Source organism: Shewanella sp. Scap07 (assembly GCF_013394145.1).
Classification (GTDB): Bacteria; Pseudomonadota; Gammaproteobacteria; order Enterobacterales; family Shewanellaceae; genus Shewanella; species Shewanella waksmanii.
Genome location: NZ_CP041329.1, coordinates 1,549,940 through 1,563,663, shown reverse-complemented (window position 1 = coordinate 1,563,663; position 13,724 = coordinate 1,549,940). Strand labels below are relative to the sequence as shown.

General features: G+C 45.0%; 14 protein-coding genes. 9 read left to right on the top strand and 5 right to left on the bottom strand.

From position 1 onward, the window contains the following. Positions 1 to 540 precede the first annotated feature (540 nt). Positions 541 to 1,152, bottom strand: coding sequence for a LysE family translocator (locus tag FLM48_RS06870; RefSeq protein ID WP_179024144.1), 612 nt, complete (start codon positions 1,150 to 1,152; stop codon positions 541 to 543). A gap of 109 nt (positions 1,153 to 1,261) precedes the next feature. On the opposite strand from FLM48_RS06870, the gene FLM48_RS06865 reads away from it, so the two are divergent. The 8 genes from FLM48_RS06865 (at position 1,262) to FLM48_RS06830 (ending at position 9,150) form a co-directional block, all read left to right on the top strand. Further along, entirely contained in the window at positions 1,262 to 2,152 is an 891-nt protein-coding gene (locus FLM48_RS06865) for a LysR family transcriptional regulator (RefSeq protein WP_179024143.1), read from the top strand. Positions 2,153 to 2,434: 282 nt separating this feature from the next. Then, positions 2,435 to 2,779 carry a 5-carboxymethyl-2-hydroxymuconate Delta-isomerase gene (locus tag FLM48_RS06860; RefSeq protein ID WP_179024142.1) on the top strand — a complete coding sequence of 115 codons (345 nt, stop codon included), beginning with the start codon at positions 2,435 to 2,437 and terminating at the stop codon, positions 2,777 to 2,779. Positions 2,780 to 2,846: 67 nt separating this feature from the next. Next, positions 2,847 to 3,461, top strand: a complete 615-nt coding sequence (locus FLM48_RS06855) for a DsbA family protein (RefSeq protein WP_179024141.1) — start codon at positions 2,847 to 2,849, stop codon at positions 3,459 to 3,461. A gap of 63 nt (positions 3,462 to 3,524) precedes the next feature. Continuing rightward, entirely contained in the window at positions 3,525 to 4,472 is a 948-nt protein-coding gene (locus FLM48_RS06850; protein WP_179024140.1) for an alpha/beta fold hydrolase, read from the top strand. A 303-nt stretch (positions 4,473 to 4,775) separates the two neighbouring features. Further along, on the top strand, positions 4,776 to 5,597 hold the full coding sequence (locus tag FLM48_RS06845; protein ID WP_179024139.1) for a GNAT family N-acetyltransferase: 822 nt from the start codon (positions 4,776 to 4,778) through the stop codon (positions 5,595 to 5,597). Positions 5,598 to 5,744: 147 nt separating this feature from the next. Continuing rightward, on the top strand, positions 5,745 to 6,590 hold the full coding sequence (locus FLM48_RS06840) for an AraC family transcriptional regulator (protein ID WP_179024138.1): 846 nt from the start codon (positions 5,745 to 5,747) through the stop codon (positions 6,588 to 6,590). 148 nt (positions 6,591 to 6,738) lie between these two features. Beyond that, entirely contained in the window at positions 6,739 to 7,173 is a 435-nt protein-coding gene (locus FLM48_RS06835) for an N-acetyltransferase (protein ID WP_179024137.1), read from the top strand. A 459-nt stretch (positions 7,174 to 7,632) separates the two neighbouring features. Continuing rightward, a complete protein-coding gene (locus FLM48_RS06830; protein ID WP_179024136.1) occupies positions 7,633 to 9,150 on the top strand; it encodes a cytochrome-c peroxidase in 1,518 nt (505 codons plus the stop codon). Between the two features lie 141 nt (positions 9,151 to 9,291). Here FLM48_RS06830 and FLM48_RS06825 read toward each other — a convergent pair whose 3' ends face one another. The 4 genes from FLM48_RS06825 to FLM48_RS06810 all read right to left on the bottom strand — a co-directional run bounded on the left by FLM48_RS06825 (position 9,292) and on the right by FLM48_RS06810 (position 12,547). Further along, positions 9,292 to 9,645, bottom strand: coding sequence for a DUF3325 domain-containing protein (locus FLM48_RS06825; RefSeq protein WP_179024135.1), 354 nt, complete (start codon positions 9,643 to 9,645; stop codon positions 9,292 to 9,294). A 2-nt stretch (positions 9,646 to 9,647) separates the two neighbouring features. Then, positions 9,648 to 11,282 carry a PepSY domain-containing protein gene (locus FLM48_RS06820; protein WP_179024134.1) on the bottom strand — a complete coding sequence of 545 codons (1,635 nt, stop codon included), beginning with the start codon at positions 11,280 to 11,282 and terminating at the stop codon, positions 9,648 to 9,650. Positions 11,283 to 11,285: 3 nt separating this feature from the next. Beyond that, complete coding sequence (locus FLM48_RS06815) at positions 11,286 to 11,585, bottom strand: hypothetical protein (RefSeq protein WP_028774445.1); 300 nt, start codon at positions 11,583 to 11,585, stop codon at positions 11,286 to 11,288. A gap of 170 nt (positions 11,586 to 11,755) precedes the next feature. Next, positions 11,756 to 12,547: an MBL fold metallo-hydrolase gene (locus FLM48_RS06810; RefSeq protein WP_179024133.1), complete on the bottom strand. Its 792-nt coding sequence runs from the start codon at positions 12,545 to 12,547 to the stop codon at positions 11,756 to 11,758. A 99-nt stretch (positions 12,548 to 12,646) separates the two neighbouring features. On the opposite strand from FLM48_RS06810, the gene FLM48_RS06805 reads away from it, so the two are divergent. Then, positions 12,647 to 13,615, top strand: coding sequence for a GlxA family transcriptional regulator (locus FLM48_RS06805; RefSeq protein ID WP_179024132.1), 969 nt, complete (start codon positions 12,647 to 12,649; stop codon positions 13,613 to 13,615). The last annotated feature ends 109 nt before the right edge of the window (positions 13,616 to 13,724 follow it).

Genomic DNA, 13,724 nt, shown 5'->3' with positions numbered 1-13,724 from the left:
CCATTTATGGCTGAGGAGAAATCAATGACATTAGCGGAAGCATTCACATTAATTCCAAGCTCAAGTGTCAAATCAGGACAGTTTGTGGGCTTATTATTCCACCGCTGCTTTGGCCTTACTGGGCTTTGCCATAGCTTCTGAAAAAGCCACTCGGTCTAGACTTAAAACTGCTGCTATTCAATAGGATTTTCTATTGTTCTCTATTGGCAACGCATGAGCTATTTATGCATCTCAACTAACACTCATAAAGCTAGGAGAAATTGTACGCTCATTCGTTGGTACCAATGGGTTGGTAAATACATTTAATAGTTGGCTGGCAGAGCTATTTCATAGCGTTGTCACTGTATCAATATTAGTACTTATTGAGGTCGCGTTTCGCTATAACAGGTCAAAGTAAGATGATTATTCTGTAGCAAAAGTTAATCAATAACGTAATAGGCTGGCATCTATGCGTTCTTGCTATTGGCCCAAATCCAAATTTATAAGCGACTATCGATGTTGGATTAGTCGCTTACACTCCTTATCGTTTTAAGATATGGACTATGTCTTAATTGCCAGCACCGCACCGAAAGTTACTAAACCTGCACCACATACTTGATTTAGCCTTTTCTTTATTCGTAATAAGTGCTTTTGTAGTGTTTTAGATGTGAAAACAGTCGCTACCGTACCAAACCACAAACCATGTAGCACACACATATATAGTCCATACGTTAACGCTAGATGTTGGTTACTTGTGTCAGATGAAATCACTTGGGTAAAAATGCTGAAGAAAAAAAGCATTGTTTTCGGGTTCAGTACATTACACAAAAAGCCCTGCGTTAAACAATGCAGCGCATTGATACCTTTCTTGCCGACGGCTACTGGTTCTAGCTCTGCACTGGCGCTAAAAATGCTCGCTAGCCCTAAATAGATCAAATAAGCGGCACCGGCATATCTAACCACACTGAATACCAGCTCATTCTGTGAGATTAAGTAACTAACCCCCAACATTGAATAACTAATATGAACACCGATAGCTAAACTAACACCAATCGCAGTCAACACCCCAGCCTTTCGTCCCTGATTCACACTATTCTTTAGCACCAGAACGAAATCAGCCCCTGGGCTGATTACGATTAGTAGGCCCAAAATAGCAAGACTCAACATCTCCATACATTCTCCAAAATTGATAAATAAACAAGTTATGAGTCGTCATTGTATGTACTTTCTTATCTGTCTATAATCGAAACAATCTCAATAATTATGTGAGAAATAATCACAAATGAGACATTTAAAAGCTTTCCATGTATTCCATGTGGCTGCATCATCATCAAGCTACAGTGAAACAGCAAGCAAACTGAACATTACTCATGGAGCTGTGAGTAAACAAATTAAAGTGCTGGAGAGTTATCTCTCTCAACCCTTGTTCTATCGGAAAGGGAGAAATGTATACTTAACCCCAGAGGGGGAGTTACTGAAAAACTATACAGAACAGGCATTTCAAGCCCTGGATACTGGTGTAAGTAAACTCGCTCAGGTTAAAAATCAGTACCTAGAGATTTCTTGTGAGCCAACGTTAACAATGCGATGGTTGATGCCACGATTGTCAGACTTTTACCTAGAGTCAGGGACAGATGTAAGATTATCAACCGCCGGGGGGCCAGTGACACTCGGGGCCAACGGATTATCGCTAGCGATTCGCCGCGATGACTTTGAATTGCCTGATAACTATACAAAGACCAAGTTAGTCGATGAATGGGTCGGGCCGGTGGTTTCACCAGAATACTGGTCTTTAGTAAAAAATAATTTGGATGACGTAAAGCTACTTCATAGCCAGACAAGAAGACAGGCATGGGAAAATTGGTCTTCAAACTATAAAGACTCATTTTATCTCGACAATGTTCAGCAAACTTTTGCACACTTTTACTTTTGTTTGCAAGCTGCTGTAGACGGATTGGGAGCAGCGATTGGATCCTACCCTTTAGTTGCCGATGATTTAAAAAGAGGTAACCTAGTTGCACCATTTGGCTTCGTTTTATCGGGGCACCGTTACGTATTGCTTAGCCAAGATAAGTCATCTGATGACCTCGAGCAGAAATTTACACAGTGGTTACAGCATAGCTTGTCTCAATGTGTACCAACATCTGAAGAGATTGCGCCGTCATTACAATAACCTTGTTTTCATACCTAACTATCGACAGTTCAGTTCCACAGTAAAATGCTGACCCAATTTTCTGTCGCCACTTTGCTACTGCTCCACCTTGTTACACGTGGTTTTTGTGGTGCTATCAAGCTTGGGCATCATTCTCCTTAACCACGACCCTATTTCAGCGCCTTGTTTTGCCCCTTCCCTCCTAAGAGGGCGTTTTAATCAACACTGCATTAGACATCATTGTTTTATCTATGTTTTACTTAGTTCAGCGCTCGCGAATAACAGTACAATGAGGGGGAATAAATGCCACACTTTGTCATGGACTGCTCAGCTAACATCTTAGAATCTCACTCTGAAGAGTTCGTTGTTGAACAAATATTTTTGGTCGCGAATGCAACCGGCTTGTTTGATGAGCACGACATAAAAGTCAGACTCAATCCTTTCAAAAAGTATTCTGTGGGTAATAAGCGCGAAGACTTTATTCATGTATTTGCATCTATCATGCAGGGGCGAACAACGGAACAAAAGGCCCTATTATCCAAGCAAATAGTATCTAAACTTGCTGACTTATTCCCCAATGTCCGCAACATTGCGATGAACATAAGTGATTTTGATAAGGCCAGTTATTGTAATCGCACCATGCTATAGATTGCTGTTACAAGCCTATGTAAACCGCTCCCCCCAAGGTTTAACTAACTAAGAAAAAGTAACTAATATGCGACTAATATATGTGATGGACCCAATGTGTAGCTGGTGCTACGGCTTTCAACCACAGTTGGAAAAATTTTTAGATAATCATCGCCACGCAACAGTGGACTGGATCATGGGCGGCTTAGCGCCAGACACCACGCAGCCAATGGATGACGATTTAAAGCAAGCGATCTCTTCCTATTGGTATCAAATTGAAAAACGAGCCCAGGTCAGCTTTAATCATGATTTTTGGCGGTTAAATACTCCTTATCGTTCAACTTACCCCGCTTGCCGCGCCGTGATTGCCGCTAACAGCCTTATCGAGCAAGGTGCAGTTAAGATGGCTAAGGCGATCCAGTCGGCGTATTACCTTGAAGCGAAAAACCCTTCTTTAGAAGCTACTTTAGTCGATTGCGCCAGCTCAATCGGCATTGCCGCCAATCAATTTATAGAGGTATTCAAATCCGCCAGTACTGAGCAGCAATTTAAGCAACATCTCACCCTTGCCCATCAACTACAGGTAACCGGCTTCCCCGCACTATTTTATATTGATGAAACCAATCAAGCTTACCCTTTAGCTGCGGGCTATTGTCAGGCAGAGGATTTGCAGCAGCGCTTTGCACGTATCTCTAGTCAATAAATAACCAATAGATAGCCAATAGGTATCGGCTCATGGCTTAGTAAAATTCAGGGAAGAAGATAGATGATGAAAAAAGCTTTAGCGACACTGCTTGGTGTATTAACACTACTACTGGCGGTATACCTGTTAACGCCAACATCTAAGTTGTTTGAACTAATGATTAGCGCTGAGCGATTGATGGCAGGCCTTGAGCTGAAACAAGTGCGCGTCAACAAGCTTAATGTCGCGTATCTTAACGGTGGCAGTGGTGAACCGCTGGTGTTGCTGCATGGGTTTGGCGCAGATAAAGACAACTGGAATCGAATAGCTGCCCATTTAACCGATCATTTCGAAGTATTCGCCATCGATATACCGGGTTTTGGCGATAGCAGCGCTGATATCTCGCTAGACTACGACGTGCTTTCACAAACCGCTAGGATTAATGAGATTTTATCAGCACTTGAGCTCAACAAGGTTCATTTAGCCGGCAGTTCGATGGGGGGATATATTGCAGGAAATTATGCAGCAATTTACCCTAAAAAAGTTAGCCAGTTATGGTTAATCAGTCCTTTTGGCGTAAAAGGGGTAGAAAACAGTGACATGTTTTTATCCATTAAAGCAGGTAAAAACCCAGTAGTGCTGCCGCGAACAGAGCCTGAATTTCTCGAACTATTTGACTATTTGTTTGTGAAGCCGCCTTTTGTCCCCCAACCAATCATTACCCATTTAGCCAAACAGGCTGAATCTAGGGTGCTGCTAAATAGCAAGATATTTACCCAAATACATAGATTGGAAAATGGGCGTCCGCAGCCAGATTCTCCGCTTGAAGACGCATTAACAACCTATAAAGGCCCGGTACTTGTTACATGGGGTACTCTAGATCGCATATTACATGTGTCAGCAGCTGATACGCTCAAACAAACTATGCCCCATGCGACATTAAACTTAATGACTGACATGGGTCATTTACCCATGATGGAAAACCCACAAGCCGCAGCAGACGCCTTTTTATCCTTCTCATCAGTGCAATAGGCGCCCTTATTGGCTAGCACTCTGATATGCGATAAGTACTAGTCGCGATAATTGCTGTGGTGCTGTGGTGCTGTGGCGCTGTGGCGCTATGGCGCTGTGGCGCTGTGGCGCTATGGCGCGATGTTTTAGCCACCCTACTTTAAACTAAATAAGTGACTTTCAGTTTACTGTCAGATCACGGATTCAGGTTGTCGTTTTTGTTCAATCTTAACGCTTTGGCCTTGGTTACTATCATTAGCACTTGAGAACAGCATCAATAAGTCAGTGTCTGTTCATCACAATGAATCTAACTCGGTAAATGCAATGATAGACATCAAACCAATCGACAATCTAGCGATAATCAGCCCACTTAAAAAGCAGTATTTTGCGCAAACAAGCGCCCCACTTGATGGTATGTGGCACTTTGGCTTTGCCCCCATGGCAAATCACTTTGGCTTTTATCAACAAAACCAATTGGTTGGTTTTTGCTGTGTTAACGACGACGGTTACCTACTGCAGTTTTATCTCACCCCGCAAGCAAGCGCTGATGCCAAAGCACTGTTTACGCTTATCGCGCAGCAAAACAGTCAAATAACGCCCCAGGTTAAGGGCGCCTTTGTCAGTACCGCTGAGCCACAGTATTTATCTCTATGTCTTGATAACTCAAGCCAATTTGAAGTTAATGCGCTCATGTATCAGCAGCTAAGTTCAACACCGCAAAGTAGTGATACTGAGCTGCCGTTAACACTGGCAAAACCTCAACAGTTACAGCAATTTGTTGAGTTTGCAGCAAGTAACATTGGTGCGCCTGAGCAGTGGCTTACAGGCTACTATGGCAACCTGATCAGCCGTAAAGAGTTATTTGGTTACTGGCAAAATGGTGAACTATTGGCAACGGGTGAATGTCGCCTATTTGATGACTATCAGACCGAGTATGCTGACTTAGGCATGATAGTCGCGCAATCTCATCGTGGTCAGGGCCTAGCAACTCAGGTACTTTCAAGCTTAATCAGCCAAGCTAATCTACGTGGATTGACGGCGATGTGCTCAACTGAAAGCGGCAATATTGGCGCACAAAAAGCCATTGAACGCGCTGGTTTAACGCCACAAAATCGCCTTGTTAAGGTCACATTTGAAATAACATAATACCTGTTAGCAACTATCGCTGTTAGTGAGTATCTGCGGGTTATTGTACTGGTGACTATTGTTGAAATATAAGTTGTGATGCTTGTTGTATTGGCGGCTGTGTGCCATATAGTGATAACTCGTATAGTTAACAAGGTTAAGCTGGTTATGATTCATTGGTTACAGGCGCCCGCTAATGCTAGCGTTGCCAAATACGTGCAATGCTACTGGCTAATAGAAAAACGCCCAGATATTCATACCTATAGCTACCCAAAGCTTAACCCAGATCCCGCTGCACATTTGATTATCTCGCCGTCTGATCAAGCCTATCGCTATGATACCTGCTCGGGCAGTACCACAGGGGCAGGCAGCCATTGGCTATATCCTCACCAAAACACCTTTGAGCTCGATCACTCACAGCCCTTTATCCACCTAGGAATTAAATTCCATATTGGAGCGCTCTATAGTCTACCTGAATGCTCCGGTAACACGCCGCGGCTTGATGAAATAGCACAAATGCAAGGTACAACGCTGTTGAGTGAACGCGGAATCAACCAAGATGTGTTGCTTGCTCTGGCAAGAAAGGAGGCGAAATTATGCTGTGACCAATTAGATGCGTTATTAATGCCATGGTTTGAAGAGTGTACTGAAGATCAGCACAGCAAGATCACCCGCAAGGCATTGCACCAGCTTGATGACAGTATCATATCTTCACTGGGGCAACAGCTGCATTGCTCGCAGCGCACATTGGAACGCAGCTTTCAGCGTGTGACAGGGCTGACACTTAAACAATGCCAGTCGATGAATAAACTAGAAGCAATGTTGGAGTATTTATATCAGCGCTCATCGGCCGAGCTTGATTGGGTGGAAATCGCACTCAAATTTGGCTTTAGCGATCAACCTCATTTGATTCGGTACTTAAAAAAGCAGCTAGGCTTTACCCCTAAAACCTATGAAAAACAGCGCGGCCTGACCATAGATGTTTATGGCGGAGTCAGCTCAATATCAAGCTGATACTGTCGGATTTATTCAATCATTCAATGTAAGCAGGCTTTATAATACACACATCAATTAATCTCACGGCTACGAACATTAGTTCACAAGCCGTTCGTTAAATCCTATAACACACCAACTGAGTATTAGCGTTAAGGCTGAAGTACAAATGATAAGAGTAATACAAGACAAAGATTTCGATGCTGCCGTGTCTATCTGGCTAGCGGCATCAATCAAAGCACACAGTTTTGTGGCTGCTGAGTTTTGGCAATCACAAGTCACCAATATGCGAGATTTGTATCTTCCTAATAGTGAATCTTGGGTTTATGAAGACAACGGCCAGATTGTTGGTTTTATTTCATATTACCAAGGCAGTATTCCAGCCATTTTTGTTGACCCTCAATCGCAATCTAAAGGAGTTGGAAGTCTGCTTTTAGATACGGTAAAAAGCAAATATGGCAAGTTAACATTAACCGTTTATGCTGAAAACAGAAAAACACACCAGTTTTATCTACGCCACGGCTTTATTGATGTGGGTAGCTGTATTTGCGAACACACAGGGCATAAGCAAATTGAGATGTGTTGGACAGCTACCTCGTTGTAACACCATCGACCACTAACAGGCCTATACTCACTGCGAATTCGAGCAAGAGATTAAAAGATCTTTGCTTGAATAAGGCATAAAAAATGCTCACAAGCGCATTGCTGTGAGCATCATATAGCTGCCGCTGACTTTATCATTTTCAGCTCTAAAACCTCCTTCACATCAGACTATATAGGCACTCAGCGAGACAGCACTCAACTCGTCTTAAAGACGTGTTTCTGGTACTCGCTATTTGCTAAGCGAAATATAATAAGCTAATCGGCTGATTTTTATTTAAGTCGGTCCAACAAAAACACCAAAAACACCAAAAACACCAAAAACACCAAAAACTAATATAAACAACCACCTAAGCTATTTGAGTGTTTTTATTTGCTATACAGAACGCAGTTTACATTTTGATAACAGGTGTAAAGCCGTTACTATCGCGCTTCCATTAGTTTTCAGATACATAGGTCATTCATGCTTACAGGACGTTTGCTCACCATCAGTTCGCTATTACTCATTAGCGCTTGTTCAGATAACGATGATAACTCTACCCCAGCACCAGCAGAACCCACCCAAGCTGAAATAGAAGCGCAAATCACCAGCGTGTTACGACAACAAATTGCGTCTTTAGGACTAACAGGCGATCCAAGTACTGACCGCAATATTCCAAGCATTGATGCGCCTTTGGCACAATTGGGTATGCAACTTTTTTATTCTAAAGCACTTAGCGGCGAGATGGATACAGCCTGTGTATCTTGTCACCACCCGCTGCTTGGTGGCGGCGATAATTTATCATTATCAATTGGCGTAGAAGCTGTAGATCCAGATCTCCTTGGCTTGGGTCGTGCCCATAGCAGCAGTGGCACTCATAATGATGGTGGCCCAACGGTACCGCGCAACGCTCCTACCACCTTTAATATGGCGTTGTGGGATCGCAGTATTTTCCATGACGGTCGCCTAGAAAGCCTAGAAGCCACACCAACTATGAACGGTGCGGGTGATACCATCATCAGCCCAGATTCTGCTGATGGCACCACAGCCGATCCCCACGCAACCAGTCTCACAGCAACTCAAGCCAGATTCCCTGTCACCTCTGCAGAAGAGATGAAAGGTCACAATCTTGGTAACTTGGATAACGCAGCTATTCGACAACATTTAGTCGCTCGTCTAAAAGGTGAGACCAATGAGTTAGACAACAATCAATGGTTAGCTGCATTTCAAACTGGGTACCAACAGCCAGATGCCGATGCTGCTAGCTTGATCACCGAAGCAAATCTATTCAATGCCATTGCAGAGTTTGAGCTCAGTCAGACCTTTGTTGATACACCTTGGAAAGCCTTTGTTGAGGGCAATGACAACGCGTTAGATTTAACCGAAAAACGCGGTGCACAACTGTTTTTTACCGCTGTTGAAGACGGCGGCGCCAATTGTGTGCAGTGCCATAGCGGTGATTTTTTCAGTGACGAGTTATTTCACAATATCGCCATGCCACAAATTGGCCGTGGCAAAGGTGACGGAGTAAATGGTAGCCATGACTTTGGTCGCTTTCGTATCACTCAGAACGTAATAGATCGCTTCGCATTTAGAACCCCATCGCTTATCAACGTTGAGTTCACTGGCCCCTACGGCCACAGCGGTGCGTTCGTCTCTCTCACTGAAGTGGTTAAGCACCATTTGGATGTACAGACCTCTGTAGCCAATTACGCCGTGGGTGGTCATGTGTATCAGGCTAATGTGCAGCATAATGATACCCAAACCAACACCCAAGCCGCTCTTGATAAACTGCTCGCTGACCGCAATATTGAAGATCAACTAGGCCTACAAGATGTCAGCCTTAGCGTGGAACAAATCACTCAGTTAGTGGCGTTTCTGCATACTTTGTCTGATCGCTGTGTCGCCCAAGACAATGATCCACAATGCTTATCACAGTGGGTACCCGATGAAACCCTACTCGACCCTGATGGGCTGCGCCTAGAGGCTAAGTTTCAATAACTCTCTAGTTAAAAGGGTATGTGAGGCCATCGCCAAGGTTAATTGCCTCGGCGATGATTACCCTGCTTAAAGCGATTTATATCTTGAGTAACAGGATTATGGCTTAACAGCTAAGTTTGGTGGTAGAGCTAACCTCTAGACTCAGTAACTGAGCAGCAGCCCAGTTCCCATCGCGGTCACAGCTAGCATCAAATGTGGAAAATAGTGCGGTCGGTAACTAGCAGTAAGTATCACCAAGAGGCCAGCAAGCGACAACAGCCCCACAAATAAAATACTGCCGTAAGCAAAGCCCAGATATTGGATATTGACGCTGTAGCTAATCAATAACACTAGCCAGCCACAGCCATATAAACCACGGCTTTGTATCAAGCTAGGCGCCCGATTAAAGCTCGCTCTAAAATGGCTAAACATCGCCAGAGCCATGCAGCTCAATGCCAAATAACCAAAGCAAAACAAGCCTAAACTCAAGCCATTAGTCAACGTAGGTTGAACCATGATTATTCCTCCAGCTTAGCCACATGAGCAATTTGACCACGGGGTGGCATCGACGTTCGTCTCGTTCGCCGCGCCTGATTAACTTTAGGCACGCGCAATTTATAGCCAATTAAACCAAGTAAGCTGCCCATCAACACACATAGGCTATCAAACCCCAATAAGATCCACTGCGCGGACACAAAGTTATCGATAATCCCCTGACCGGATGTCAGCACATTTAATAACGGTATCGCCAGCAGTGCTATCGCAGCCACACTAAACAGCAACTGCCAGCATCGCCGACTACGATTGATACAAGCAATCAGCCCCACCAGGGCTAAGGTGATGAAAAAGCAGTTAATCTCCCACTGTGCTCTTGCTGGCATGGCCTCTGGCAGCAATCGGTTGGCATAAAAAAATGCGCTAGTTGCCAGTGGCAAGCCGGCTATAAAAGTCAGGTTTAAACCTTCAACTAGTCGTAAGCCAAAGCTCGGCTTATCAGCCAGTTGCAACTGCTTTTGCTGTTTTTGGCGAATTTTTATCGCCCAAAGCAAGCTGCCTGTGGCAATCATGGCGCAGCCCATTAGGCCGCAGATGAAAAACAGCAATCTCAGTATAGGCTCAGCAAAACGGGCGGTATGTAACGCCATGAGGGTATCGTGGGTTTGGCGTGCACCCGAGCTTGGCAGTTTTGCAGCGCTGAGCATTTCACCGCTTACTCCATCAAACACCAATGGCGTACGCAGGTCGGTCACCGCTTGCCCGGTATTACGATAAAAGCTCACCCGACTATTAGCATCCCCCGGATACCGCACCGCAATACGTTTTATTGGCGTATCTCCCCATACACTGTGCACTTGGGGCAATAGCTGGCTAAGCGTGATCAACGGCGCCCCGGTACCTGCGGGTTTTACGCTAACCCTCTGCGGGTTAAGTTCGGCTCGGTATGCCCGGCTGTCACCGTCAAAAGCGGTAACTACGCCCCACGGCATGTACATCATCATTAAGGTGATTAGGCCGGTGTAGGTGATCATCAGATGATAAGGTAAGGCGAGCACCGAACTCACATTGTGGCCGTCTAACCAAGAGCGGCTCCCCTTACCCGGTCGAAAACTAAAAAAGTCTTTAAATATACGTTTGTGGATGACAATGCCGCTGATGATTGCCAACAACATAAATAGGGTGCAAAAGCCGACTATCCAACGGGCAACTTTGGCAGGCATGTAATGTAGATCGAAATGCAATCGATAGAAAAAGTGCCCACCGCGCGACTCGCGCACCTCAGTTACCACATCTGTACCGTCAGCAGTTATAATGTGCTCATGAAACTTGCCACGCCGCTGGCCTTCTTCAGGCTGTTCTTGCCAGCCAAAGCTTAAATAGGGTTGGCGCTCATAAGCAAACTCGATGTGCCAATCTTTCGCATCACTTGCATGATTTGCTAGATAGCTCTGACCTTGATTGATTTGTGCCTGCAACTGCTGATGTTGATAGGGCTGCATCACCGCTTGATGTATCTCTGGCTTTGTCCATAGTGAGATCTCGTGCCGGTAATAACTCATTGTGCCAGCAAAAAATACCAACAGCAGTATCCAACACACTAACAAGCCAACCCAAGTATGCAGCCAGGTCATGCTGCGAAAAAAGTTCTCTTTCATCGCTTAACCCACCAGCAAAATCAATAGATACAACCCGGCACTGGCAAGCAACAAATCACGCCAAGCGCGGGTGCTGCTAGGCACACTAAAACTGTATAACGCCGCGCAGGCATAAACAGTAAATGACAGCATAGTGGCCACCAACACGCTGTCGGCTGCTGCCATTGGCAAAGCGATAGCCATTAAACCACAAGCTGTCGCAGCTAATAAATAACCCGCAAATATCGCCGAACCCGCTCGGCTAGCAATCATAAAACTCGGCTTAGCGAGCAACGCTCGCCATCTTTTACTCTCAACTAACACAACAATTGAATCCCAAACCGCATGTAATCAAATGATACAAATGTGACAATTTCGCGATTCTACATGATATTAGTTGTTGAGAATGGTTTTTATTTGAGTTTTAAGTGTAAAGATTGTCAACCCTTTACGCGGTGACATTACTACGCTGCCTTTTGATTTTATCGCTGCCTCTAAAACACTAAGGTCTCACCATCGGCTGGGATGTGTACTTTGCCGCTTAAGCCTTGTAACTCTAGGCTTTGTTTAAGCGTTGCGCGGTCAATGGCACAATGATTCAAGGCTTCCATATGATTAGCAATGACCTGGCCTGGCGCCAGCTCGATAAAACGCATTAGCTCATCATTAGACATCAGTAGCGGCTGACCAACGTCCATCTGGGCTTGCCCCGCCGCAACGACAGTAATATCGGGTTTAAGCTGCAGCAAGGCTCGTTCAACCTCTGTAGTCAATACTGTATCGCCGCTTATGTAAATACTGGGTTCATCCGGTAAAGCAATGAAAAAGCCGCTACCATTTGCCATCACTTTGTGAATCCAGCCATGGCCATGCTGAGCGGGCACCGCAGTGATCTCACCCCCTAAAAAGGGCAGCGTTTGCCAATCACCTACCGCATGAGAAACCGAAAGGCCTACCTTACGCAAATAGGCACTATCTTTTTCAGGCGTTGCAATATCAATATGATTGTTAACTAGAAATTTCTCACCAGCAGCATCGAGATGATCAGTATGTTGCAACGCGCGCACCCCAAAAGTTTGGCTGTGAGTCACAATAGCTTGGTTCACACCGTTAAGTAATCCATCTGCGTTGCTCGGCAATTCAATCGTTGGGTTACGCTGGCACTTAAATCGCATTAACGAGAACGGAGGTAGACTGCCCTGTTTACCTAACATGGGATCAACAATAATTTTATGCTCGCCTGATTCAATGATTAAGGTGGCGTTACGTATGTGGTGAATTTTCATAGTTGCAATCTGCTGTGGTAATCAATTTTTTCAGTATGCAAGTTGTAACGATTATGCAAAACTGTCCCTAAGGACAACCAACAGTCATATTGGGCCAAAATGATGCAACCGCCACTTTATCGCATCGCAGTAATTGCATTTGAGGGTATCAGTGCTTTTCACCTATCAGTGCCCTGCATGGTTTTTCAAGACGCGTTTGTTGACCAATCACCTAGATTTAAGCTGACTATTTGCAGCGCCACCGATAGCGATTTGCAATCGAGCTCAGGCTTTGGCATCCATATCGACCAAGATATCAATGCCCTCAAAACCGCAGATATAGTCATTGTTCCCAGCTGGCCAAATGACTTACCCGCCCCACCTAAAAGCCTTATTGATGGCTTGATAGCGGCCCATCAACGTGGTGCAATGCTTGTTGGTCTATGTTTGGGCGCTTTTGTAATCGCCCACACAGGCTTGCTTGATGGCAAAGCCGCCACAACCCATTGGGCGCTATGCCAACGTTTTAGCCAGCAATTTCCTAATATCAACGTCGATAGTCAGCCTTTATTTATTGACCAACAACAGATTATTACGTCTGCCGGCATCGCTGCGTCTCTAGACTGTTGTTTACATATTGTCAGAAAGCTATGTGGCAGTGAACTGGCTAGCCAGTTAGCACGAGTCATGGTCACTGCGCCTTATCGTTCGGGTGGGCAGCAGCAATATATTCCTACGCCTATAAGCTCCCAACGGCAGATCAGCAGCAGTTTGGCACAGGTAATGGAACGTATTGAACAGCAACTTGCTCAGCCCCACAGTATCGACTCTGTCGCTGCGCTGTGTGCGATGAGTCGGCGCACCTTTACCCGCCGTTTCAAAGCCGCTTATGGCTGCACTTTTGGCTACTGGCTACTCAACCGCCGCTTAATCTATTCACAACAGCTACTGGAACAAGATAAGCACTCTATAGCGCTAATAGCAGATCTTGCAGGGTTTGGCTCCGAAAGCATCTACCGCAAACACTTCAAAGCCGCCTTTGCTCTGTCCCCTTCCCAATGGCGACAACAGTTCACTGGGCTAAGTTAGTCGCACTTTACCTGACTAAATAACTAAAGTTTTAAAGCGCTCACGCCACTAAGTTAACAATGTTTAATATTAAATGTTGAGAACTGTTAGCGCTTGGTCAATAAGCCTG

What these genes read in the sequence shown, in the direction of transcription:
- FLM48_RS06835 (WP_179024137.1), top strand. Translation starts at nt 6,739, where the DNA reads ATGATAAGAGTAATACAAGACAAAGATTTCGATGCTGCCGTGTCTATC.
- FLM48_RS06855 (WP_179024141.1), top strand. Translation starts at nt 2,847, where the DNA reads ATGCGACTAATATATGTGATGGACCCAATGTGTAGCTGGTGCTACGGC.
- FLM48_RS06830 (WP_179024136.1), top strand. Translation starts at nt 7,633, where the DNA reads ATGCTTACAGGACGTTTGCTCACCATCAGTTCGCTATTACTCATTAGC.
- FLM48_RS06810 (WP_179024133.1), bottom strand. Translation starts at nt 12,547, where the DNA reads ATGAAAATTCACCACATACGTAACGCCACCTTAATCATTGAATCAGGC.
- FLM48_RS06805 (WP_179024132.1), top strand. Translation starts at nt 12,647, where the DNA reads ATGATGCAACCGCCACTTTATCGCATCGCAGTAATTGCATTTGAGGGT.
- FLM48_RS06865 (WP_179024143.1), top strand. Translation starts at nt 1,262, where the DNA reads ATGAGACATTTAAAAGCTTTCCATGTATTCCATGTGGCTGCATCATCA.
- FLM48_RS06870 (WP_179024144.1), bottom strand. Translation starts at nt 1,152, where the DNA reads ATGGAGATGTTGAGTCTTGCTATTTTGGGCCTACTAATCGTAATCAGC.
- FLM48_RS06820 (WP_179024134.1), bottom strand. Translation starts at nt 11,282, where the DNA reads ATGAAAGAGAACTTTTTTCGCAGCATGACCTGGCTGCATACTTGGGTT.
- FLM48_RS06860 (WP_179024142.1), top strand. Translation starts at nt 2,435, where the DNA reads ATGCCACACTTTGTCATGGACTGCTCAGCTAACATCTTAGAATCTCAC.
- FLM48_RS06840 (WP_179024138.1), top strand. Translation starts at nt 5,745, where the DNA reads ATGATTCATTGGTTACAGGCGCCCGCTAATGCTAGCGTTGCCAAATAC.
- FLM48_RS06850 (WP_179024140.1), top strand. Translation starts at nt 3,525, where the DNA reads ATGATGAAAAAAGCTTTAGCGACACTGCTTGGTGTATTAACACTACTA.
- FLM48_RS06825 (WP_179024135.1), bottom strand. Translation starts at nt 9,645, where the DNA reads ATGGTTCAACCTACGTTGACTAATGGCTTGAGTTTAGGCTTGTTTTGC.
- FLM48_RS06845 (WP_179024139.1), top strand. Translation starts at nt 4,776, where the DNA reads ATGATAGACATCAAACCAATCGACAATCTAGCGATAATCAGCCCACTT.